The 23,225-nt window shown below is 70.4% G+C and carries 19 protein-coding genes; 9 read left to right on the top strand and 10 right to left on the bottom strand.

Going from position 1 to position 23,225, the window contains the following annotated elements; all coding sequences use genetic code 11:
• Window positions 1-31 precede the first annotated feature (31 nt).
• The 3 genes from T333_RS21160 to T333_RS21150 all read right to left on the bottom strand — a co-directional run bounded on the left by T333_RS21160 (window position 32) and on the right by T333_RS21150 (window position 3,447).
• Window positions 32-2,293 (bottom strand): serine/threonine-protein kinase, encoded by a 2,262-nt coding sequence (locus T333_RS21160; protein ID WP_496425570.1) that lies wholly within the window; start codon window positions 2,291-2,293, stop codon window positions 32-34.
• A gap of 66 nt (window positions 2,294-2,359) precedes the next feature.
• On the bottom strand, window positions 2,360-2,785 hold the full coding sequence (locus T333_RS21155) for a hypothetical protein (RefSeq protein WP_496425569.1): 426 nt from the start codon (window positions 2,783-2,785) through the stop codon (window positions 2,360-2,362).
• 41 nt (window positions 2,786-2,826) lie between these two features.
• Complete coding sequence (locus T333_RS21150; RefSeq protein ID WP_496425568.1) at window positions 2,827-3,447, bottom strand: TetR/AcrR family transcriptional regulator; 621 nt, start codon at window positions 3,445-3,447, stop codon at window positions 2,827-2,829.
• A gap of 60 nt (window positions 3,448-3,507) precedes the next feature.
• Here T333_RS21150 and T333_RS21145 point away from each other — a divergent pair, with 60 nt between their 5' ends.
• Window positions 3,508-4,773 carry an oxygenase MpaB family protein gene (locus tag T333_RS21145; protein WP_496425567.1) on the top strand — a complete coding sequence of 422 codons (1,266 nt, stop codon included), beginning with the start codon at window positions 3,508-3,510 and terminating at the stop codon, window positions 4,771-4,773.
• Window positions 4,774-4,860: 87 nt separating this feature from the next.
• Here the strand turns inward: T333_RS21145 and fabG are convergent, their stop codons facing one another.
• Entirely contained in the window at window positions 4,861-5,622 is a 762-nt protein-coding gene (gene fabG / locus T333_RS21140; RefSeq protein WP_355002946.1) for a 3-oxoacyl-ACP reductase FabG, read from the bottom strand.
• 116 nt (window positions 5,623-5,738) lie between these two features.
• Here fabG and T333_RS21135 point away from each other — a divergent pair, with 116 nt between their 5' ends.
• Both T333_RS21135 and T333_RS21130 read left to right on the top strand, forming a co-directional pair.
• On the top strand, window positions 5,739-6,356 hold the full coding sequence (locus T333_RS21135; RefSeq protein WP_355002947.1) for a TetR/AcrR family transcriptional regulator: 618 nt from the start codon (window positions 5,739-5,741) through the stop codon (window positions 6,354-6,356).
• Window positions 6,357-6,481: 125 nt separating this feature from the next.
• Window positions 6,482-7,549: a GNAT family N-acetyltransferase gene (locus tag T333_RS21130; protein WP_496425566.1), complete on the top strand. Its 1,068-nt coding sequence runs from the start codon at window positions 6,482-6,484 to the stop codon at window positions 7,547-7,549.
• A gap of 14 nt (window positions 7,550-7,563) precedes the next feature.
• On the opposite strand, the gene T333_RS21125 is transcribed toward T333_RS21130, so the two are convergent.
• From T333_RS21125 to T333_RS21115, 3 genes are all read right to left on the bottom strand, one after another.
• Window positions 7,564-7,923 carry a DUF488 domain-containing protein gene (locus tag T333_RS21125; RefSeq protein WP_355002949.1) on the bottom strand — a complete coding sequence of 120 codons (360 nt, stop codon included), beginning with the start codon at window positions 7,921-7,923 and terminating at the stop codon, window positions 7,564-7,566.
• A 27-nt stretch (window positions 7,924-7,950) separates the two neighbouring features.
• Window positions 7,951-8,625: a LutC/YkgG family protein gene (locus tag T333_RS21120; RefSeq protein WP_496425565.1), complete on the bottom strand. Its 675-nt coding sequence runs from the start codon at window positions 8,623-8,625 to the stop codon at window positions 7,951-7,953.
• Window positions 8,626-8,711: 86 nt separating this feature from the next.
• On the bottom strand, window positions 8,712-11,171 hold the full coding sequence (locus tag T333_RS21115; protein WP_496425564.1) for an ATP-dependent Clp protease ATP-binding subunit: 2,460 nt from the start codon (window positions 11,169-11,171) through the stop codon (window positions 8,712-8,714).
• 319 nt (window positions 11,172-11,490) lie between these two features.
• Between T333_RS21115 and T333_RS21110 the strand changes: the two genes are divergently transcribed.
• The gene (locus tag T333_RS21110) at window positions 11,491-12,216 is read left to right on the top strand and encodes a uracil-DNA glycosylase (protein ID WP_496425772.1); all 726 of its coding nucleotides are present in this window, start codon (window positions 11,491-11,493) and stop codon (window positions 12,214-12,216) included.
• Between the two features lie 35 nt (window positions 12,217-12,251).
• Here T333_RS21110 and T333_RS21105 read toward each other — a convergent pair whose 3' ends face one another.
• Window positions 12,252-13,889, bottom strand: coding sequence for a PucR family transcriptional regulator (locus tag T333_RS21105; RefSeq protein ID WP_496425563.1), 1,638 nt, complete (start codon window positions 13,887-13,889; stop codon window positions 12,252-12,254).
• Between the two features lie 136 nt (window positions 13,890-14,025).
• On the opposite strand from T333_RS21105, the gene pruA reads away from it, so the two are divergent.
• The 4 genes from pruA (at window position 14,026) to T333_RS21085 (ending at window position 18,884) form a co-directional block, all read left to right on the top strand.
• A complete protein-coding gene (gene pruA / locus T333_RS21100; RefSeq protein ID WP_496425562.1) occupies window positions 14,026-15,699 on the top strand; it encodes an L-glutamate gamma-semialdehyde dehydrogenase in 1,674 nt (557 codons plus the stop codon).
• On the top strand, window positions 15,699-16,664 hold the full coding sequence (locus tag T333_RS21095; protein WP_496425561.1) for a proline dehydrogenase family protein: 966 nt from the start codon (window positions 15,699-15,701) through the stop codon (window positions 16,662-16,664). The genes pruA and T333_RS21095 overlap by 1 nt, the downstream gene beginning before the upstream one ends.
• A gap of 179 nt (window positions 16,665-16,843) precedes the next feature.
• Window positions 16,844-18,292, top strand: a complete 1,449-nt coding sequence (locus T333_RS21090; RefSeq protein WP_496425560.1) for an amino acid permease — start codon at window positions 16,844-16,846, stop codon at window positions 18,290-18,292.
• A gap of 34 nt (window positions 18,293-18,326) precedes the next feature.
• Window positions 18,327-18,884 carry an Lrp/AsnC family transcriptional regulator gene (locus T333_RS21085; protein WP_496425559.1) on the top strand — a complete coding sequence of 186 codons (558 nt, stop codon included), beginning with the start codon at window positions 18,327-18,329 and terminating at the stop codon, window positions 18,882-18,884.
• Window positions 18,885-18,941: 57 nt separating this feature from the next.
• Here T333_RS21085 and T333_RS21080 read toward each other — a convergent pair whose 3' ends face one another.
• Window positions 18,942-20,696, bottom strand: a complete 1,755-nt coding sequence (locus T333_RS21080) for a glycerol-3-phosphate dehydrogenase/oxidase (RefSeq protein ID WP_496425558.1) — start codon at window positions 20,694-20,696, stop codon at window positions 18,942-18,944.
• Window positions 20,697-20,760: 64 nt separating this feature from the next.
• On the bottom strand, window positions 20,761-22,275 hold the full coding sequence (gene glpK, locus T333_RS21075; protein ID WP_496425557.1) for a glycerol kinase GlpK: 1,515 nt from the start codon (window positions 22,273-22,275) through the stop codon (window positions 20,761-20,763).
• 139 nt (window positions 22,276-22,414) lie between these two features.
• On the opposite strand from glpK, the gene T333_RS21070 reads away from it, so the two are divergent.
• Window positions 22,415-23,188, top strand: coding sequence for an IclR family transcriptional regulator (locus T333_RS21070; protein WP_357249996.1), 774 nt, complete (start codon window positions 22,415-22,417; stop codon window positions 23,186-23,188).
• The last annotated feature ends 37 nt before the right edge of the window (window positions 23,189-23,225 follow it).

Below are 23,225 nucleotides of genomic sequence, written 5' to 3'. Positions count from 1 at the left end.
GCGCTGGTGGCCCGGCACCAGATCGGCGGCGCTAACCGAAATTGCGCTCGAACCACTCGAGCAACTCGGCTTCCGACCTCGGGCCTTGGTCGGGGTCGTCCTTGCCCAGCGCGCACACGTCGACGACGAGCCGGAATTCGTCGTGCATCGCCATCAAGCACTCTCGGGTGCCGAGCACCGCGTTCTCATCGGTGTAGCAGAAGAGGCGGCCGACGGGACCGGAAGCCTTGCGCCACACGTCGTCCGCGCCGCCGCTGCTGCCACCGCACGCGTGACCGCGCGTCTGCCCCAGTGCCGCTTGATATCCCAGGCTCATCGAGCGGTGGTCGGGGAAGCCGAGGAACGTCGGCGAGGGCACACCGCGAGGACTGCCGCAGCCGACGGCCGCCTCCACCGTGCCACCGGGCGTGTCGACGTGTTTGCACGTCGAGGGCCCGAAATCGCCGGTCAGGTGGTCGAGGACGCGACGGTCGGCGGGGGTGAAGAAGTCCGGGTCGACGGCCTTGTCCTTCGGCAAGAAGTGGAAGAGGTGGTGGGAGGCGACGTAATCGCGCTCGGCCTGGGCCTCGGGGCCGTCCCACACGTAGATCCCCAGCGCGAGCTGATCCTCGTCGGCCACGGCCAGCACCGGTTTGGGCGTCGCGGGATCCTCGACCCGACTGGTCAGGCACGCGTCGCGCCCGGCGGGCTTGCCGTCCACCATTAGGGGGCCGTCTACGCCCGGCGGATCGCCGGGGCAGTTGGTGGCGTCGTAAGCCTCGACCACGTAGTTCTGGTAGTAGTCCCGCAACCACTCGAGGCTGCTGAACCGGAACAGCCGGGCGGTGGGCGTGCCGGTGCGATCGTTGGCGTCGCAGTAGACGACCGCCTCGGTGCCGACGTCCGGTTCGCGGTGCGCGCAATTCGCGCGCTTGTAGCCGATCAATCCGGCGCTCGCCACCAGCTCGACGTCCGCCGGTCGCAGGGCGGCGTCATCGGCGACCGCGGTGCCCTCGGCGGGCCGCCCCGACACCACCCAGGCGGCCAAAACCGTTGCCGCCGCGAGAATTACGGCGGCGACAAGAGCCGGAACCGCCATCCGATCCGCCACCCGCCGCAGCGTCCGCTCCGGCGGCCCGGACGCCCCCGCGCCACCATCCTCCGCAGGTGACGGCCGTTTCGGCGGACCCGCCGCCGAGTCGCCGGTCTCGTCCGTTGCCCCCACGCCACCCGTCCCGCGCACCCCGGAACTCCGCGCGGAGCCTTCCACCGCGTCACCCAGATCGGTCGCGAATGGACGCGGAGTCGCCGCCGTATCAGCGAGAACTTCCATCGACGCTTCGCCGGTCGGAGGTGCGAACGCAGCAGGCGATTTCTCGATCCTCCCCGTACTCGTCGCCGTAGCACCTTCTGGCACAGAAACTTCCGCGCTGGTGACGGTGTCCGCCGCTTCGCTCGGCGGCGCAGCACCCTTCGAACCAAGCAACGCTGCCCGCGCCGCGGCCGCGAACTCCCCCGCGCTGCCATAGCGCGCGGCGGGCTCCTTCGCCAGCGCCCGAGCGATCACCGCGTCCATGGCGCGCGGAATCGCAGGGCGCAACCGACTGGGCCGCGGCGGCGATTCCACCAGGTGCGCCCGCATGACCTCGCCATCGGTGTCGGCAGGGAACGGCCGAGTGCCGGTGAGACATTCGTAGAGCACACAGCCGAGCGCGTAGATGTCCGCGGCCGGGGTGACCACACGCGAGGTGAACCGCTCCGGCGACATGTAGTGGAAGGACCCGATCGCCGAACCGGCGCCCGTCAGCCCCTCGGCGGTGCTGGAATGCGCGATGCCGAAATCGACGAGGTAGGCGAACCCGTCGGGCGTGGTGAGGATGTTGTCCGGCTTGATGTCGCGGTGCACCAGGTCGTCGGCGTGCGCGGCGTCCAGGGCGGCCGCCACCTGTCTGATCAGCTCGACGGCGTCGTGCGGGTCCAGCGGCGCGCTGGCCCGCAGCAGCGCGCGCAGATTCTCGCCCTCGACGAGGCGCATATCGATGTAGAGGTGCCCGTCGATCTCCCCGTAGTCGTGGATCGGGATGACGTGCGGTTCCTTGAGCCGGGCCGCTGCGTGCGACTCGCGCCGGAACCGCTCGCGGTAGACGGGGTCCTCGGCCAGCCGCTCGGGCAGCACCTTGATGGCGACGACACGGTCCTTGCCGCTGTCGTAGGCCTCGAACACCTCGCCCATGCCGCCGCGGCCGATCAGCCGGACCAGCCGGTACGGCCCGAATTCCGAACCGGCCTCGAGTGGTCTGCGCTGGGTCGTCATATCGATCCTCCGTGACGCGAACCGCCTCCCGGACGGTGGCGCGGCCCTGGCCGCGTGGTACTCGGATCAGCCGCCGAACACCGCGCACCCGTGCCCGATGTGCATGCCGGTGCCGACGGACACCGCGGTGGCCGCGGTGATGGCATGGTCGGGAACCTGCGCCACGCTGATCGTGTGCACGCCCGGCGTCGCCGGCACCCACTTCAGCAACGCGACCCCGCCGGTCGGCGCCACCGTGGCGAGCGGAATCCCGTTGTCGTAGAAGGACACCGGCGAGACGGCGTCGGTCACGAAGGCCTGGATCGTGTAGCCGCAGCCGGTTCCGAAATTGGTCGCGAGGCCGAAACCCAGGTCGGGTAGGACTGCGATCCGCGTGGCGGTGGCGTGCGCGCCGGGCGCGGCGGCCAGTGCGATCGCGGCGGCGCCCGCGCAGGCGCTCGCCACCACGGTGGCGCGGACCCGCCGCCGTCGAGCATTCCGGTAAACGTGCATTCTTTACCCCTTCCGGGACGCCGACCCCTCCGATGGTATCGCTACCGACCCGACGGCTCGAGCCATCCGCCGATCATGGTCGCCGTTTCGGTGATCACCAGTTCGCGGTCGGCGGTCGCGGCGGGCCCGAGGGTGATGCGCAAGGCGGCGGCGAGGCCGGTGGTCACCATGACCAGCGCCTTCGCGTCGAGCTCGTCCTCCGGACACGGCCCGAGCCGGTGCAGCAGATAGGCCCGGGTGAGGACGAGCAACCTGCGCTCCAGCCCGAGCAGCCCGAATCCGGGCACGGCGGCGGCCGCCGACAGCGCGCGTACCAGACCTTCTCGCGCCGACACCACGTCGACGATCGCGTGCAGGCTGGCCGCGACCGATTCGCGCGTGGACAGCGTCATCCCCGCCCGCACCGTCTCGGCGAAGCGCTCCTCGAGTTCGGTGAGCACCCGATCGCGCAGCACCCCGACGATCTCGTCCTTGTCCGCGAAGTACCGGTACAGCGACCCGATGCTCATGCCCGCGTGCGCGGCGATGCGATTGGTGGAGGTGTCCACGATGCCGCGCTCGGCGAAAAGCTGAGCGGCGGCGGTCAGGATGCGTTCCCGCGACTCCCTCGCGCGCGGCTGCTTGGGCGCTTTCCGCCGGTTCGGCGCGGTATTCCCGGTCATCGATCGACCGGCCGCAAAAGCGAGTAGAAGGTGAGCATGAACTCACTTTAGTGTTTCGACATGGCTATCGATACCGCGGACGAGGCCGAACCCGCCGCCCCGACCGAATTCCGCTACTGGCAGCGCGTCGAGGATCCGTCGATCCAGCGGATTCGGCGAATCATGAAGCGCGCTTTGCGATTCGATCCGCAACCGTCGGACGATCTGGTCCGTTCCTTCGCGGCTGCCTACTTCGAGGCCGACCCAGTGGCCGAGGCGTTCGTCGACGAGGTCTATCTCGGCGAACCCGGCCCGAAAGCGGGACGGGCCATGCTCGACCGAGCGCTGACGCACGGCGTCGGCGCGGTGCCGGACGCGCCCGCATCGCTGGTGCGGCTGTTCGAGGAGTTCGAGACGCCCCCGCCATGGCTGGACCGCGAGCTGGTCGAACGGGGCGCGCGGGTGTTCCGCCGGTGGGGCACTTCGGTGTTCAGCTTCGCCACGACCAGCACGCTCGAGATGTACTCGGAGAGCTCGGTCGCCAAACCCCTGTCCTACACCGGCGGCTACGCGGGACAGCGCGCGCACAAACGCCAGCTGGAGACCGTGCGCTTCTGGATCGATGTGTCCGAACCCGGCGGCTTGTCGCCCGGCGCGCGCGGACGGCAGACCGCCATGCGGGTGCGAATCATGCACGTGTTCATCCGGCGCAAGCTGCTGAGCAGGCCGGAGTGGCAGCGCGCGGCGTGGGGTGTGCCGATCAGCGTCGGCGACGCCACGCTCACCCTGATGGCGGGCAGCGTGGTCCCCGGACTCGCGCTGTGGAGCGCGGGTTTCCAGACCACGCGGGCGGAAATCGAAGCCACCATGCATTTCTGGCGCTACGTCGGGCACTTGCTCGGCGTGCAGCCGGACTGGTATCCGACCGATCTGCGCACCGGCGCGCAGCTGATGTTCGCCGCCTTCGTCAAGCGGGCGCACACGGCGGGCGCCGACGGAGCCGAACTCGTCGAGTCCTACCTTCCAGCCTTCCGGCCGAAGCCGGAAACGCCGTGGCGCAAGCGAATCCGCGACGAGCTCAACTACCGCGCGCAGATCGGCTACACCGGTTTCTGGCTGCCGCCCGCCACCTACGCCGCGCACGTCATGCCACGGCGCTTTCCGTGGATCCTCTACCCGATCCTGCGCACGCCGGTGATCTTCGGTCTCGAGACGCTGCGCCGCACCGTTCCCGGACTGGACGACCTCGCCGACCGGTTTCAGCGCGACCGCCGAGAAGCGTGGTACCGCAACGAAGTCGGCGATCGCGCCGCCGAGTTCACCCCCGTCGAGGAATTCCGACGGTGAGCGCCCGGCGGCGCGGATGCCTCACTCCACCAGCACCGACAGCGATTCGGCGACGCCGTGAAAGACCCGCATAGCAATTCCCTTCGCTCAGGCGGTCGGTCCGCCGGCCACGTAGATGACCTGACCGGAGACGAATCCGGCGCCCTCGCCGACCAGGAAGGAGACCGTGTTGGCGATGTCTTCCGGCTTGCCGGTGCGCCCGACCGGGATCTGCTTGGCGGCCGCCTCGACGAACTGCTCGAAGCTCACGCCGATCCGCTCGGCGGTGGCGGCGGTCATGTCTGTCTCGATGAAGCCGGGGGCGATGGCGTTGACCGTGACGCCGAACTTGCCGAGTTCGATGGCCAGCGTCTTGGTGAAGCCCTGCAGGCCCGCCTTCGCCGCCGAGTAGTTGGCCTGGCCGCGGTTGCCCAGCGCGGAGGTGCTCGACAGGTTGACGACGCGGCCCCACTTGGCCTCGGTCATGTACTTCTGGGTGGCGCGGCTCATCAGGAACGAGCCGCGCAGGTGCACGTTCATCACCGAGTCCCAGTCGGCGACGCTCATCTTGAACAGCAGGTTGTCGCGGGTGATGCCCGCGTTGTTCACCAGCACCGTCGGCGCGCCCAGCTCGTCGGCGACCCGCTGCACGGCGGCGCCCGCGGACTGCTCGTCGGAGACGTCGACGCCCACCGCGAGCGCCCTGCCGCCCGCCGCCTCGATCTCCTCGACGACGGGCTTGCACGCGGCCTCGTCCAGGTCGAGGACAGCGACCGCGAAGCCGTCGGCGGCGAGCCTGCGGGCGGTGGCGGCGCCGATGCCGCGGGCGGAACCGGTGACGATGGCCGTGCGGGAAGTCGGGGCGCTCATGGTTCTCCTGACTGTCGAGGATGGTCCGTTTCGAGGGACACCCCATAAAATACAACTAAGCCATTACGTCTCCAATAGGCGCGGCCATCCGGTCCATCGGCTGTACGATTCACCCGGTGACCACTCCCTCGCGGCCCGCCGCCACTCGCTCTCCCGGACGTCCGGCTTCGGCCACCCGCGAACAGGTCATCGAACTCACCCGCCGTGCCTTCCTGGCCGGTGAACGCGTCGACGTGCAGGCCATCGCCGCAGAGCTAGGACTCAGCCGCGCGTCGATCTACCGCTGGTTCGGCTCGCGGGACGGCCTGCTCGGCGCGATGCTCGTCCAGGAGTACGAGCAGATGATCGCCCGCGCCGACGCCAAGCGACGGTCGCGCGGCGCCGAACGCATCCTCGAGGTGCTCGACCGCGTCGCACGCTGGGAGGCGGTGAACGAGCCCTTCCGGCTCTACTTCGAGAACGAACCGATCTCGGGCTTACGCATCCTCACCGCCAGCGACGGACCGGTCCAGCCGCGCGCGGTCGCCGCCGTCGCCGAACTCATCGCCCGTGTAGAGGAAGAGGACGGCTACCAACCGCCACTCGAGCGAGAACTGTTGGCCTACACGCTGGTTCGGATCGGCGAGGCGTTCCTCTACACCGACACCGCGGCGGGCATCCGCAACGACGTGGATCGGCTGCGCGAGGTGCAGTCGGTGCTGCTCGGCATCACCGCGCAAGACGGCTCCGCCTGACCGGGCCGCCGAGTTCGCCGGGGCCCGCGCCGAATCTCGCGCGGACAAAGCACGGTCCGCGGCGGTCGGTGTGTGGCAATCTAACAACCCGACATTCGCACCGACGACCTTCGGGAGCCGATCGCATGGCAGCACTTCGCCAGTGGCCCACCGCATTCGGCGCGATCGATTACGATCAGCTGCCCGTCGCGCTCGAGGAACTCGCGCGGGCGCACGCGCGCCGCGCGTTGGCCTGCACCGGATCTCGCGAACCGCTCGCGCTGATCGACCAGGCCGTCTCGATCGGCGCGTGTGCCGAGTCGCTGCTCAAAGCCGTACTCGCCGGAATAGACATCCACCTGGTCCGCGGGCACATGGCGGGTCTCGAGACGACGCTGACGCTGGCCGGGCGGCCGGAGAATCCGGACCGACCGCTGCCCGACCTGTGGACGCTCGGCGGGCTCGAGGCGGCCCAGGTGCTGAACCGGGTCACGCCCCCGGACATCCACTTGCCCGAGGCGCTGCTCACGCGGATCGTCACGGTGCGCGACTCCGCCATCCACATGGGTTTCGTGAATCGCGACGAGAGCGAACGGGCTCTCGCCGATCTGGTCGCTCTCGTCGATCGGGTGCTGGCCATCCGCCGCGCGCTCGGCCAAGACGCCGACTGGGCCGCGTTCTGGTCGCCGATCCATCTGGAGCGCGCCGACGCCCTCTTGCGCCAACGCGCCGAACCGGTCGTCGAGCTGATCGAACTGAGCGAGCAGAGCCTTCCGCTGCTGCTCGACGCGGCGGTGACCGACGCCGACCCGCTCGAGGTCATGGCGCCGGTGGCCGGACCGCCGGGCTGGACCGCGGTGCGCAAGGAGGCGTTCCTGGCGTTTCACCGCGACCGCGCGCTGCATCCCACCTGCCCGAACGAACGCACCTTCGTCATCACGGTCGAGGGCCGCGTCGTCGGCGCGGCCCGGCTCGAACCGCACGGCGACGAGGTGGAGGCGGGCGTGTGGATCGGCCGCTCGCACCGTGGGCGCGGCATCGGCGGCCGCGTCGCCACCGAGTTGCGCGCGCTCGCCACACGATCCGGAGCCCGCCGCATCACCGCCGTGACCACGCCGGACAACATCGCGGCACGGCAGCTCATCGACACCGGACTCGGCGCGCGACCGCACGTGCGAGGCGACGAGGTCATCGGCACCGCGGAGCTGGGCTGACCGAGCGATCGTCCTCAGTCACCGCGCAGGTGGTCGAGCAGCACCGCGACGTGGCTGTGCTCGGGATCCTTCGCCGCGGTCACCAGGGTCACGGGATGCTCGGCGGCGAGTTCGCGCAGTTCGCGAAGACCCCGCCGCTGCGCGTCGCCGGACAGCTCGGCCTCATAGCGCCTGGCGAACTCGGTGAAGTCGGCGGCGGAGTCGTGGTGGAACCAGGTGCGCAGGTCGTTCGAGGGCGTGATCTCCTTGTCCCACAGGTCGATTCGGGCGCGCTCCTTGCTGATGCCGCGCGGCCACAGCCGGTCGACGAGCACCCGGCGGCCGTCGTCGTCGCTGGGGTCGTCGTAGATCCGCTTGGTCCGGAATTCACCCACGATCGTGTCCTTCCGATGCGTCCCTGTTCACTGCACGACGAGCACGACCAACCGGCGCGGGCCGTGCACACCGGGCGTCGCCGCGTCGGCGGTGGCCGACGGGCCGCCGACCAGGATGGTTTGCCGGCGCGGATCGAGCCGGTCCATCACCTCCGGCAGCGAGGCGAGGAGCTGTTCGGCTCGCACCACGCAGACGTGGCAGTCGGGCGCGAGCGTGGCGGGTCGGCGACTCTGTCCCTCGCCGCCGTCGAGCACGAGAATGCCGGAATCGGCGGCCGCGGCCGCGCAGGTGGTGACGACCGCGTCGACCTGCTCCATCTCGCCGGTCGTCGCCAGCGGACTATCGGGGACGATGCGGTGGCCAACCTCGGCCGCCCATCCGGCCAGCCATTCGGCGGGCAGTCCGTCGGGTGCGATGACCGAGCGCGCACCGTGCTCGCGCAGCGCGGCGCGCACCTGATCCGGGATGTCCGCCGCGGTGATCCGGCGCAGCCGCGCACCGTGATGTTCCATGCGTTCGGCGAACAGGTCGACCAGCGCCGCTAGATCGCCGGGCTCGGCGCCGGTTCCCTGGCGGACGACCGCGTTCGGCACCGGCACGACCCGTTCGTCGTCGGGTAGCTCGACCAGCGCGTCCCTGATCCGGCGCAGCAGGTCCTCGCGGGAATTCACGTGCGCCACCACCCGCTCGCGTTCACCCAATATCCCACTCCCCCAGCGGTTTCCACCGCCTCCCCGAACACTTCCGGACAGGCGTCGCGATCGTACCGCAGGATCGGCGGCACCGCTCAGACTCCAGCTTCGACGGTTTGCTTGCCCCGGTGCTCGATCGCGCCGAGGATCAGCCCCTTGTCGTCGGCGTCGACGCGCACCGTGTCGCCCGGGCCGAGCTTGCCGTCCAACAGCAGCCGGGACAGCTTGTTGTCGAGCTCCTTCTGCACGGTGCGACGTAACGGGCGCGCGCCGTACTCGGGCTGATAGCCGTGCTCGGCCAGCCAGTCCACGGCCGGGTCCGTGATGTCGAGCGCGATGTCCTGGGCGTGCAGCAGGCGACGGGTGCCGTCCAGCACCAGATCGACGATGTCGCGCAATTCCTGACGATCCAGGCGGTGGAACACGATCGTTTCGTCGATCCGGTTGAGGAACTCGGGGCGGAAGTGCGCGCCCAGCCGATCCATCAGCTGCGCCGTGATCGCCTCGACGTCGCCCTCGGGGGCGGACAGGATCAGGTCGGAACCGATGTTGCTGGTCATGATGACGATGGTGTTCTTGAAATCCACGGTCCGGCCCTTGCTGTCGGTGACCCGGCCGTCGTCGAGCAGCTGGAGCAGCACGTTGAACACGTCCGGGTGCGCCTTCTCCACCTCATCGAACAGGATCACCGAATACGGTTGCCTGCGGACTTTGTCGGTGAGCTGGGCCGCGTCGTCGTAGCCGATGTATCCGGGCGGGGCGCCGACCAGGCGCGAGACCGTGTGCTTCTCCTGGAATTCGCTCATGTCGAAGCGGATCAGCCGGTCCTCGTCGCCGAAGACGGCCTCGGCCAGAGCTTTCGCGAGTTCGGTCTTGCCGACGCCGGTCGGTCCGAGGAACAGGAACGAGCCGATGGGCCGGTTCGGGTCCTTCAACCCGGCTCTCGCCCTGCGCACGGCCTCGGCGACCGCGACGATCGCCTCCTCCTGGCCGATCACCCGCTTGTGCAGCACCTCTTCCAGTTTCAGCAGCCGCTCGCGCTCCTCGACGGTGAGGTCGGCGACCGGGATGCCGGTCTGACGGGACACCACCTCGGCGATGTCGGTGACGGTCACCTGCGGCGCCTCGCCGGACTCGGATTCCTCGACGCGCTGTTCGGCGGCGGCGATCTCGGCCTTGAGTTCGTTGGCCTTCTCGTAGTCCTCGGCGGCCACCGCGGCGTCCTTCTCCCGGCGCAGCCTGGCCAATTCCTCTTCCTTCGAACGCAGGTCGGGGGCGGGGGTGCGGGTGCGCAACCGCACCCGCGCGCCCGCCTGGTCCAGCAGGTCGATCGCCTTGTCGGGCATGAACCGGTCGGTGAGGTAGCGGTCCGACAGTTCGGCCGCCGCGACGAGCGCTTCATCCTGATACCGCACCTGGTGGTGTTCCTCGTACACGTCGACGAGGCCGCGCAGGATCTCGATGGTGTCAGCGACGGAGGGCTCCGACACCAGGACCGGCTGGAACCGCCGCTCGAGCGCGGCGTCCTTCTCGATGTGGCGGCGGTACTCGTCGATGGTGGTCGCGCCGATCGCGTGCAGGTCACCGCGCGCCAGCGCGGGTTTGAGCAGATTGCCCGCGTCCATCGCGCCCTCGGAGCCGCCGCCCGCGCCGACGATGGTGTGCAGTTCGTCGATGAACACCACCAATTCGCCGGAGTGCGCGCGCACCTCGTCCAGGATCTTGGTCAGCCGCTCCTCGAACTCGCCGCGATACTTGCTGCCCGCCACCAGCGAACCGACATCGAGGGCGACCACGCGGCGGTCGGCGAGGGTGCTCGGCACGTCGCCGTTCACGATGCGCTGGGCAAGGCCCTCCACGATCGCGGTCTTGCCGACGCCGGGATCGCCGATCAGCACCGGGTTGTTCTTGCGCCGCCGAGACAGTATCTCCACCGTCTGCTCGATCTCCTCGGCGCGGCCGACCACGGGGTCCAGGTTCCCCGCCCGCGCCTCCGCGGTCATGTCGCGGCCGTACTGGTCCAGCGTCGGGGTCTCGCTCTTCGCGGGCCGACCCGCGGTGGCGGTCTTGGCGCCCGACAGCAGCACGTGGGCCGCCGGGCTATCGCTGACGGAGGCGATGCCGAGCAGGATGTGTTCGGGGCCGATGTAGCTGCTGCCCGCGTCGGCCGCGCGGCGCTGGGCCGCGCGCAGGGCGAGCTTCGCGCCGGGGCTCAAGGTCACCTGCTCGTCGGCGTCCTCGGCGGGTTCGCCGGTGTCGACGGCATCCCGCATCTGGCTGGCAACCTTGTCGGGATCGTGGCCGAGCTCGGCGATGATGCTGCGTCCCGGTTCGGCCTCGGTGGCCGCGTACAGCAGGTGCTCGGGGGTGATCTCGGGACTGCCCCACTCCCGGGCCGTCTCGCGGGCCGTGCCGATCAACTGTTTCGCGTTGTCGGTCATCAGTCGCCCGAGATCGGTGCGCTGCACGGGCGGCTGCGACAGCATGCCCGAACCGAAGAACCGCTGGAAGATATCGTCGAAGGAACTGATCGAACTCGGCCAACCCTCGGTCATATTCACCTCACTGCGTCGCGGCGCACCCGGTACGCCAATGGATCACGGACGGTGCCTGACGAGACGGCACCGGAACTGCTCACGGTTCACGCTCGTTCACATCGCGTCGCCGACGCCGGTGCGACCACAGGAGATCGATCTCCCGCTCCATCGCAACGTACCGCCGTTTCGCACAGGGTGGCAACCGCTCGGTTCGTGACCAACTCGAGATTGGCTAACCAGCCGCTATCGCCACTCCGGCCCTATCGTGCAAGGCATGTCCACCGGCACCGGCCCTGTCCCGCCGCGGCCGGGTGACGGTCGTGATCGAGTGGTACCCATGTGCCGCACCCTCGCCGACCTCGACGCCTCCGTCGCCGATTGCTTCGCCTGCCCGCGCCTCGTGGCGTGGCGGGAACTGGTCGCGCGCGAGAAGCGCGCCGCGTTCCGCGACGAAACCTATTGGGGCCGACCGGTTCCCGGCTTCGGGCCGCCCGATGCCAGGCTGCTGATCATCGGGCTCGCCCCCGCCGCGCACGGCGGCAACCGCACCGGGCGCATGTTCACCGGCGACCGCAGCGGTGACGTGCTCTACGCCGCCATGCACGCCGTCGGCCTCGCGAACCAGCCGACCTCGGTGCGTCGCGGTGACGGCCTCGAACTGCTCGGCGCCCGGGTCACCGCGCCCGTGCACTGCGCGCCGCCGGACAACAAACCGGCTCCCGACGAACGCGATCGGTGCCGCGGCTGGCTGGACATCGAACTCGGATTGCTGGCCCCGACGGTCCGGTCGGTCGTGGTGCTAGGCGCGTTCGGCTGGCAGGCCGCGCTGCCCGCGCTCGCCGAGGCGGGCTGGGTGGTGCCGCGCCCGCGCCCGAAGTTCGGGCACGGCGTGCGGGTCACGCTGGCGCCCGCTGTGGCGGGTCGCGCGGAACTGGAGTTGTTCGGCTGCTACCACGTCAGCCAGCAGAACACCTTCACCGGACGATTGACCCCCGCGATGCTCGAACAGGTACTCGCCGACGCGGCGACAGCAGCGGGACTGCATCCACGCACGCCGCGCTGACACACGCGGGTGCCACCGGGGCACCCCGGTCGACGTCATGCCGGGCTGGTGCGGCGGTGGAGGGCGAGTTGAAGTTCCAGCAGAAGGCGGTTCGCGGGGTCGGCGAGGGCGACACCGGTGATGGATTCCGCGCGGCGCAGCCGGTAGCGCAGCGTGTTCGGGTGCACCCGCAGGGTCGAGGCCGCGCGCCGCACGTCGCCGTGCTCGCGCAGGTAGCCTTCGACGCTCTCGCCGAGATGTGCGCCGTGGTCGCGGTCGTAGTCGAACAGCGCCCGCAGCCGCGGGTCGTGCAATTCGGCTCGGGTGGCGAGCAAATCGAGGATCTCTCCGAGCAGCACGGCGGTGCGGGATTCGGCGAGGGTGGTCACCCGGCCGTGCGGGAAGGTGGCCGCGGTGCTGTCCAGCACCCGGTCGACCTCGGCGCGCGCGGCGGCCACCTGGGTGAGGTCGGCGACCGGAATGGCGATGGCCGCGCGCAGGATCGCCCCGCGCCCGGTCTCCAGCTGGTCGACCAGCTGCCGGGTCCACGCCGTGACCGACGGCGCGGACCGATACCCGGGCAGCAGCACGTAGACGCGGTCGCCGAGCACGGTCGCGATCGAGTCGGCCCGAAACGAGCTCGCGTGCAAGCGGATCACACTGCCGATCTCCGAATGCTCCGCGCCCGCGGGCGCGTTCAAGGCGAATCCGACGACGGCCGCCGGTCCACGCACGGGAATGCGCAGTGCGCCCGCCACGGACGGGATGTCGACGCCCTCGCCGTGCGCACCGAAAAGCCTATGCAGCAACAAGGTTTCGGTCGACGGCGCGTCCAAGGCCCGCGCGATGATGCGGGCGGCGACGGCGGCCGCGCCGCGCAGCACCTCCGCGGCATCCGGTTTGAACGGCCGGTCCCCCTGCTGCAACCAGATCGAGCCGAGCGTGCGCGACCGGCCGTCGGCGGCCGTGGCGTGAATGCCGACGACCAAGCGGCGCTTGATGTTCAGCTCCGTGCGGGCGGGCAGGTCGATCACCTCGTCGCCGCGGCGCAGCCGGTCGAACACGCCCCAGTCCTGGAGCACCCGCAGGTAGTCGCGCGGTCCCTCGCGGCCGAGGATGGACAGGATGCGCAGTTCGTCGGCCGATTCGTCGGAGGCGGAATAGGCCAGCACGTGCGAATGCGCGTCCTCGATCGAGACCATGCCGCCCGCGTTCTGCGCGACGATCTGGGCCAGCCCGAACAGGTCGGTATCGGTGGTCAGCGGGTCCTCGGCCGGTCCGCCGCGGCCCGCCCGGTCGAGGACGCGGCGCACCAGCGCGAGCACCGTGTCCCAGCGAGCCCTGCGGTCGACGACGACCACGGCGACCCGCGAGCGCCGAGCGGCCGCGCGCACCGCGGCGGATTCCGCGGTCGACTTGAGCAGCACCGCCCGCGGACGCCGCTCCGGCGGTCGGGCGGCCAGCTCGTCCAGCCAGGCCAGCACCGCGGACTCCGGCACGCCGACCAGCAACGACATATCCGCCGGAACCGAAGGCGACTCGCCGAGGTCGTCGCCGTCCAATAGCGCCACTGAGCGGATCGCGACCGCGTCACCGTCGGGCGCTTCGACCGGATCGGTGACGGTGCTGTCGAGCGCGTCGAGCAGTTCGCGCAGCGGCACACCCGCCGGACGGTTCGGTTCCTCGGTGACCACGCTCACACCTTCCCGCCCGATCGGCTTCGGCCGACCGGACAACAACTCCACCCCATCTTTGTCCCATCGGCCGATCCGGCGCGGGGCTTTCGCGGAGTTGACTGCGCTGACCAGCTCCGACCAGGCAGGAGGATCCATGGACGCCATCGCGACCACACCCACGCCCGTCAACGAACCCGTCGGCAGCTTCGCCCCCGGCACACCCGAACGGGGGCGGCTGCGTGCCGAACTGACCGAGCTCGCCGCGACGCCGACCGAGGTACACCACGTCATCGGTGGTAAGCATCGCCGCACGGCCGGACCGGTCGTCGAAGTGGTGCAGCCGCACCGGCACGCCGCGGTGCTCGGCACCCTCACCTTCGCCGAGGCCCGCGACGTCCAGGACGCCATCGAGGCAGCCGCCGCGGCCGCACCGGGCTGGCGTGCGCTCTCGTTCGAGGACCGGGCCGCGGTGTTCTTGCGCGCCGCCGATCTGCTCGCTGGGCCGTGGCGGGAAACCCTCGCCGCGGCGACGATGCTCGGTCAATCCAAGACCGCGTACCAGGCCGAGATCGACGCGCCGTGCGAACTGGTCGACTTCTGGCGGTTCAACGTGCACTTCGCGCGCCAGATCCTGGCGGAGCAGCCGATCTCCACGCCGGGCGTGTGGAATCGGCTGGAGTACCGGCCGTTGGAGGGCTTCGTCTACGCGATCACCCCCTTCAACTTCACCGCCATCGCGGGCAATCTGCCGACCGCGCCCGCACTGATGGGCAACACCGTGCTGTGGAAGCCCGCGCCGACCCAGGCGGTGGCCGCGTACTGGACGATGAAGCTGCTGGAGGCGGCGGGGCTGCCGCCCGGCGTGATCAACCTGGTGCACGGGGCGGGTCCGGAGGTCTCGGACGTGGCGCTGGCCGACCCGCGCCTGGCCGGTGTGCATTTCACCGGATCCACCGCGACCTTCCGCCACCTGTGGCGCACCGTGGCGACGAATCTCGATCGCTATCAAGGCTATCCGCGTCTGGTGGGTGAGACCGGCGGCAAGGACTTCGTGCTCGCGCACGCCTCCGCCGACCCGGACGTGCTCACCACGGCGCTGCTGCGCGGGGCGTTCGACTACCAGGGCCAGAAGTGCTCGGCCGCCTCGCGCGCGTTCATCCCGAAATCGGTGTGGGCGAGGATGGGCGCCGACCTGGTCGACAAGGCGAACGCGCTGACCTACGGCGACGTCACCGATTTCGGCAACTTCGGCGGCGCGCTCATCGATCGCCGCGCCTTCGACAAGAATGCCGAGGCCATCGCCCGGGCGAAGGCGACGCCGGGTCTGACCATCGCGGCGGGCGGCCGCACCGACGACAGCGTCGGCTATTTCGTCGACCCGACCGTGCTGCTCGGCGACGATCCCACCGACGAGGCGTTCCACACCGAGTACTTCGGACCGATCCTGGCGGTGCACGTCTACGACGACGCGGCGCCCGGATCCTTCGCCGCGGCGATGGAACTCGTCGACCGTGGCGCGGCCTACGGGCTCACCGGCTCGATCGTCGCCGACGACCGCGCCGCCTTGGCGGCGGCCACCGACCGGCTGCGCTTCGCCGCGGGCAACTTCTACGTCAACGACAAACCGACCGGCGCCGTGGTCGGCCAGCAGCCGTTCGGGGGGTCTCGCCTGTCGGGCACCAACGACAAGGCGGGCTCGCCGCAGAACCTGCTGCGCTGGGTCTCGCCGCGCACCATCAAGGAGACCTTCGTGCCGCCCACCGACCACCGCTACCCGCACCAGGCCGCGGCTGCTCCCACGTCCGATGCCGAGACGGAGGTGCGGTGATGCCCGCCGGACTGCTGCGGCCCGCCTTGCTCGCGGCGGCCCGCTCCCCCAGGCTGGAGCGCGGCGTCACGCGGATGCGCGCCACCCGCTCGCTGGTCGACCGCTTCGTCGCGGGCTCGACCGAGCCGCAGGCCATCGCCGCCACCGGAGCGCTGCGGAGTACCGGCCGATTCGTCACCATCGACTACCTCGGCGAAGACACCACCGACCTCGCCCGGGCACGCGACACCGTGGCGCACTACCGCGCACTGCTCACGGCGCTCGCCGAACTGCCCGACGCCACCGAGCCGGGAACCGTAGGCGCGTTGGAGGTTTCGCTGAAACTCTCGGCGCTCGGCCAATCCCTGCCGCGCGACGGGCACCGGATCGCGCTCGACAACGCCCGCGAGATCTGCGCCGCCGCGCACGACGCGGGGGTCGCGGTCACGGTCGACGCCGAGGACCACACCACCACCGACTCGACGCTGTCGATCGTGCGGGATCTGCGGGTGGACTTCCCCGGCACCGGCACCGTGCTCCAGGCCTACCTGCGGCGCACCGAGGCCGACTGCCGCGACTTCGCGGGCCCGGGGTCGCGCATCCGGCTGTGCAAGGGCGCGTACCGGGAGCCGGAGTCGGTGGCCTACCAGTCGACCGCCGAGGTGGACGCCGCCTACCTGCGGTGCCTGCGGATCCTGGTGGACGGCGCGGGCTATCCGATGGTCGCCACCCACGACCCGGCGATGATCGAGGCGGCCCAGCGCTACGCCGACGAGGTCGACCGGAAGGCGGACGAGTTCGAGTTCCAGATGCTCTACGGCATCCGCGACGCCGAGCAGCGCCGCCTCGCCGCGGACCGCCATCGAGTGCGGGTCTATCTGCCCTACGGCGACCAGTGGTACGGCTACTTCATGCGCAGGCTCGCCGAACGGCCCGCCAACCTGGTGTTCTTCCTGCGCGCCTTGGCGCCCGCCAACCGGCGCTGACCATCGAACCGACCGCCCGGGTTGTCCAGTCGGACAACCCGGGCGGAACATTATTTATCCAACTCACCGATCACACCGTGTTCGTGGTCCGATTAGCTGACTGCCACCAGTGTGATCTGCGTTACCGCGCGTGTCCCGCGACCCGGGCGCGCCGAAACGCAGCGGAGAAAGGAACCCGCATGTCCCTCGCGGAGTTGCGCCACCAGATGTTGCGCCGCAAACCCCTCGTCGAAGTCGAGGACGAGACGCCCACCGACGAACGGTTGGCCAAACACCTCGGCGTATGGCAACTCACCGCGATCGGCGTCGGCGGCATCATCGGCGCGGGCATCTTCACCCTGGCGGGCAGCGTCGCGAACAAGACCACCGGTCCGGCCGTGCTGCTGTCCTTCCTGGTCGCGGGCCTGGCCAGCGCGGCGGCCGCGCTGTGTTACGCGGAGTTCGCCGGCATGGTGCCGAAGGCGGGATCGGCCTACACCTACGGCTACGTCTCGCTGGGTGAGTTCGTCGGCTGGTTCATCGGGTGGGATCTGCTGCTGGAGTACATCGCCGTCGCGGCGGTCGTCGCGATCGGCGTCTCCGGGTACTTCGGGTTCCTGCTCGATCAGGTGGGCCTCACGCTGCCCGACTGGATGCTCGGCGCCTCCGGCACCGGCGAGGGCCACGTGGTGGACGTGTTCGCGATGGTGTTCTGCCTCGGCACGGCGTGGGTGCTCTCGCGCGGCATCCGCAGCGTCGGCCGGTTCGAGACGGTGGCCGTCGGCATCAAGGTCGCCCTTGTCCTGCTGATCATCGTGCTCGGCGTCTTCCAGATCGACAGCGCGAACTACACCCCGTACTTCCCGTACGGCACCGGCGCGGTGATGACGGGCGCGGCCACGGTGTTCTTCGCCGTGTTCGGCTACGACGCGATGAGCACGGCGGCCGAGGAGTCGGTCGACGGCAAGAAGCACCTGCCCAAGGCGATCCTGTACTCGCTGGCCATCGCGATGGTGCTGTACGTGCTGGCGACCCTGGTGCTCACGGGCATGCAGAAGTACACCGAGATCGACCCGGAGAGCGGCTTCTCCAGCGCCTTCGAGGCCGTTGGCATGCCGGGCATCGCCAACATCATCGCGGTCGGCGCCATCGTCGGCATCATCACCGTGGTGCTCACCTTCATGCTCGGCGTGACCCGGGTCTGGTACTCGATGAGCCGCGACGGCCTGCTGCCCGAGTGGTTCGCCAAGACCCATCCGGAGCGCAAGGTGCCGACCCGCGTGACGTGGATCGTCGGCATCGGGTCGGCCTTCCTCGCGGGCCTGCTGCCGATCAACCTGGTCGCCGAGCTGACCAACATCGGCATCCTGAGCGCGTTCGTGGTGGTCTGCGTGGCGGTGCTGGTGTTCCGCTACACCCGGCCCGAGGTGCCGCGCACCTTCCGGCTGCCGTTCATGCCGGTGGTGCCGATCGTCGGCATCGTGTTCTCGGTGTGGCTGATCCTGTCGCTGCCGTGGGAGACCTGGGCGCGCTTCGGGACCTGGTTGGTGGTGGGCCTGGTGATCTACATCGGGTACTCGCGCACCCACTCCAAGCTCCAGCAGACCGCTCCCGGCGCGCACAACGCGGTCGGCTCGGTGCGCGAATGAGGGGCGGCGCGGCGAGGCCTCGAGGATTGTTCGGATGAACACTTCCGAATCGAATTGGATTCGCTACGGTGAGCCGGTGACCAGGAAAGATTCACCAGCACCACCTCAGGCCCCGCCGCGCCGTAGTCGCACGCCGGTCCCCCTGGACGACATCGACCGCTTTCTGCTCGACGAGCTGGCGCGCGACGGCCGCATGACCAACAACGCGCTGGCCGCCGCGGCCGGTATCGCGCCGTCGACCTGCCTCGGGCGAGTGCGGGCCCTGGTGGAGCGCGGCGTGATCCGCGGCTTCCACGCCGACATCGACCCGTCCGCGCTCGGCCGGGGCTTGCAGGCGATGATCGCCGTGCGGCTGCACGGTAATTCGCGCAAGCACCTCGCCGAGTTCGGCAGGCGGCTCGCTACGCTCGTCGAGGTGCTCAACGTGTACTTCATCGCGGGCGCCGACGACTACCTCGTCCACGTCGCCACCGCGGACACCGACGAGCTGCGCACTTTCGTGCTGAAGCACCTGAGCGCGAATCCCGCGGTGTCCTCGACGGAGACGATCCTCATCTTCGAGCACCTGCGGCCGCAGACACCGGCGCACTAGTCGTCGAACGCTCGGCGTCGTCGAACGCTCAGCCGCGACGAGCCGTTCCGTGGTCGGCTACACCGACACGCGGTCGCTTTCCGGCGCGCCCGCGATCCCGCGCGAGTCGGGCGCGCTGAGCCGGACCACGTCGGCCGACCGGTCGTCGGGCTGCTCGTTGGCGCGCAGTTCGGCCTCGACGCGCACCCGGTAGGTCTCTATCTCGCGCTCGATCCGCTCCTCGTCCCAGCCGAGGTACGGGGCGACCAGGCGCGCCACCTCGGCCGCGACCAGCACGCCGCGATCACCGGTCTCCACCGAAACCCGGGTGCGGCGGGTGAGGATGTCGTCGAGGTGCAGCGCGCCCTCGTGGGTCACCGCGTAGACGAACTCGGCCCGTAGGTAGCGGGAATTGCCCAGCGGCGCACCGAGTTCCGGCTGCGCGAGGATGATCTCGCGCAGTTCGCCGACGGCGCTGCCATAGCGGCCGAGCAGGTGCTCGACCGTGGCCAGATCGACGCCGAACTCGTCGGCGAGGCGGGCACGGGACAGCGAGAGCTCGCGGTACCCGTGCGCGCCGACCAGCGGCACCCGCTCGGTGCACGACCGGGCGACCCGCCCCGGCAGATCCGCGACGGCCGCATCGATGGCGTCCTTGGCCATCACCCGGTAGGTGGTGTACTTGCCGCCCGCGACGATCACCAGGCCCGGCACCGGCGTCGCCACGGTGTGCTCGCGCGAGAGCGCGCTCGTCTGCTCGGAGGCGCCCGCGAGCAGCGGCCGCAGCCCGGCGTAGACGCCCACGATGTCGTCGTGGCCGATGGGCTGCTCGAGCAGCCGATTCACCTGGGCGAGAATGTAATCGATATCGGCGCGGGTGGCGGCGGGGTGGGCCAGATCGTGGTCCCAGTCGGTGTCGGTGGTGCCGATGACCCAGTGGTCCTCGCTCCACGGGCACGGGATCACGAACAGCAGGCTCTTCTCGGTCTCGGTGATCAGGCCGGTCTCGGAGTCGATGCGATCGCGCGGGACGACGATGTGCACGCCCTTGGAGGTGCGGATACGGAAATCCCCCGCGCCGCCGAGCATTTCCTGGATCTCGTCGGTCCACGGCCCGGCCGCGTTGACGGTGCGCTTGGCCCGCACCGGGATGTGCCGACCGCTCTCCAGGTCGTGCACCAGCGCGCCGACGATCCGGCCGTCCTCGCGCAGGAAGTCGACGACCCTGGCGCTGGAGGCGACAAGCGCGCCGTGGCTCGCGGCAGTGCGCGCCAGCATCATGGTGTGGCGCGCGTCGTCGAGCTGGCCCTCGTAGAAGCTCACACCGCCGCGCACGGTCCCGCGCTTGGCGCCGGGGAAACGCTTCAGCGTCGCCCGCCTGCCCAGGTGCCGATGATGCTGCGGCACACCGCGTCCCGCGCCGAGCACGTCGTACACGCCGACGCCCGCGCCGACCCAGGCCCGGTCCAGACCGGGACGCTCCAGCGGGTAGACGAACTCGACGGGCTTGGCCAGGTGCGGCGCGAGGGTTTCCAGGATCAGCGAACGCTCCCGCAGCGCCTCGAAGACCAGGGCGAAGTTGAGCTGCTTGAGGTAGCGCAGGCCGCCGTGGACCAGCTTCGACGACCGGCTCGAGGTGCCGGAGGCGTAGTCGCGGGCCTCGACGAGCCCGACGCTGAGCCCACGGGTCACCGCGTCGAGCGCGGCGCCCGCGCCGACGACGCCAGCGCCGATGACCAGCACGTCCAGTTCGGTGCTCGCCATGGCGTCCAGGGCGCGGGTGCGCTCGGCCGGACCCAGTGCGACGGGGGCGGTGAGAGAACGGTCGACCATCTCGGTCTCCTTCTGTTCGAATCGTGGTGCGCGCGTGCGCATGTGGTCTGTGTGGGCGGGCGGCTCAGTGCGCGGGCGCCCAGTCGAGGGTGCGGCCGATGGCCTTGCGCCAGCCCTCGTATCCGGCGGCCCGCTGCGGCTCGGCCCATTCCGGTCGCCAGCGCCTGGATTCACGCCAGTTCTCGCGCAATTCGTCTGTGCCGCCCCAGAACCCGACCGCCAGCCCCGCGGCGTAGGCCGCGCCGAGCGCGGTGGTCTCCGCCACCACCGGACGGCTCACCGGCACCCCGAGCACGTCGGCCTGGATCTGCATGCAGAGGTTGTTGGCGGTGACTCCCCCGTCCACCTTCAGCACCTCCAGCGCCACACCGGAGTCCTTGAACATCGCGTCGGCGACGTCGCGGGTCTGGTAGCAGATCGCCTCGAGGGTGGCGCGGGCGATGTGGGCGTTGGTCGCGTACCTGGTCAGCCCGACGATCGCGCCGCGCGCGTCGGAGCGCCAGTGCGGCGCGAACAGGCCGGAGAACGCCGGGACGAAATACACCCCGCCGTTGTCGGCGACCTCGCCGGCCAGCGTCTCGCTCTGCGAGGCGCCCTGGATGATGCCGAGTTGGTCGCGCAGCCACTGCACCGCCGAGCCGGTGACGGCGATCGAGCCCTCCAGCGCGTAGACCGGGTCCTGTCCGGCGAATTGGTAGCAGACGGTGGTGAGCAGCCCGTTCTTCGACCGAACCGGTGTGCCGCCGGTGTTGAGCAGCAGGAAATTGCCGGTGCCGTAAGTGTTCTTGGCCTCGCCCGCGGACAGGCACACCTGCCCGATCATGGCCGCCTGCTGATCGCCGACCGCCGCGGCCACCGGGATCTCGCCCGCCAGCGGGCCGTGCGCGGTGGTCCGGCCGTAGCCCGCGGGATCCGACGACGGACGGATGGACGGCAGCATGGCGCGCGGAATGTCGAACAGCGCGAGCAGTTCGTCGTCCCAGTCCAACGTTTCCAGGTTCATCAGCATGGTGCGGCTGGCGTTGGTCACGTCGGTGACGTGCACACCGCCGCGGACACCGCCGGTGAGGTTCCACAGCAGCCAGGTATCGATGGTGCCGAACAGGGCCTCACCGCGTTCGGCCGCCGCGCGCAGGCCGTCGACGTTCTCCAGCAGCCAGCGGATCTTGCCGCCAGCGAAGTAGGTGGCGGGCGGCAGCCCGGTGCGGTGGCGGATCAGTTCGCCCGCACGGGATTCCAGCTCGGCGGCGATCCGGTCGGTGCGCGTGTCCTGCCAGACGATCGCGTTGTGGTACGGCCGTCCGGTGCGGCGGTCCCAGACCACGGTGGTCTCGCGCTGATTGGTCACGCCGATCGCGGCCAGGTCGGCGGCGCGCAGGCCGTGCGAGTTGAGCGCCGTCTGGATGACGGCCGACGTGCGTTCCCAGATCTCGACCGGATTGTGCTCGACCCAGCCGGGCCGCGGCAGGATCTGCTCGTGTTCGAGCTGGTGCTGGGCGACGACCGCGCCCGCGTGGTCGAAGACCATGAAGCGGGTGCTCGTGGTCCCCTGGTCGACCGCACCGATGAGGTCAAGCATGCGTCTCTCCGTTGCTCCGTTGTCCGGCGCGCGCGGCGGCCGGTACGCCATGCCGAAGGTAGGCAGCGGCGGAGTCCGCGACAACGGTCCGTGTTCGACAATGTCGAACGTTCTAGGTTTCCGCAGTACAGTCGAGTCCGTGCCGGGACCGATTCAGTCGATCGAACGGGCCGCCGCGATCCTGCGGGTGGTCGCCGAGGCGCCCTTCGGCGTCGGCGTCGGCGAGCTCGCCGGCGCGCTCGGCCTGCCCAAGGCGACGGCGCACGGTCTGCTGCGCACCTTGCAGCGAGTCGGCTACATCGAGCAGGACGACGCCACCGGCAAGTACCTGATCGGCGCCGCGGCCCTCGGGCTCGCCGACGCCCGGCTCGACACCAACGTGCTGCGCTCCTACGCGATGAACTGGGCCGACACCCTGGCCGCGCGGTCCGGCGAGTCGGTGCGGATCGGCGCGCTGCGCGGCGAGGGCGTGTCGATCGTGCACCACGTGTTCCGGCCCGACGGCACCGAGCAGACCCTGCGCGTCGGCATCGAACTCCCCCTGCACGCGACCGCGCTCGGCAAGGTATTGCTCGCCTACACACCGGGTTTGACCGAACGCGTCGCGAGCGCGCCGCTGCCCGCCTACACCCGGCGCACGGTGACCGCCCCGCGCGCCGTGCACGCCGAGATCGCGCGGGTGCGCGCGCAGGGCCACGCCGAGGACGTCGCCGAGTTCGCCTTCGAGCGAGCGTCGGTGGCGGCGCCGCTGCGCGACGCGGGCGGACGGGTGGTCGGCGCGCTCGGCGTTGTCGGCGCCGTAGACCGGGTGACCGATCCCGGCGTCCGTCCCAAACTCGTCGAGCTGGTGCGCGCGACCGCGGGCGCCATCTCCCGCGACCTGGGCGCCGACCGTCCACGGGTGCGCCCATGAGCGAGCGAATCGTGTGCCAGCGCGCCTCGCGCATGCC

It is taken from the genome of Nocardia sp. CNS-044, assembly GCF_059570515.1.
Note: the sequence above shows the minus strand (reverse complement) of the source record. Positions and strands in the feature narration are given on the sequence as shown.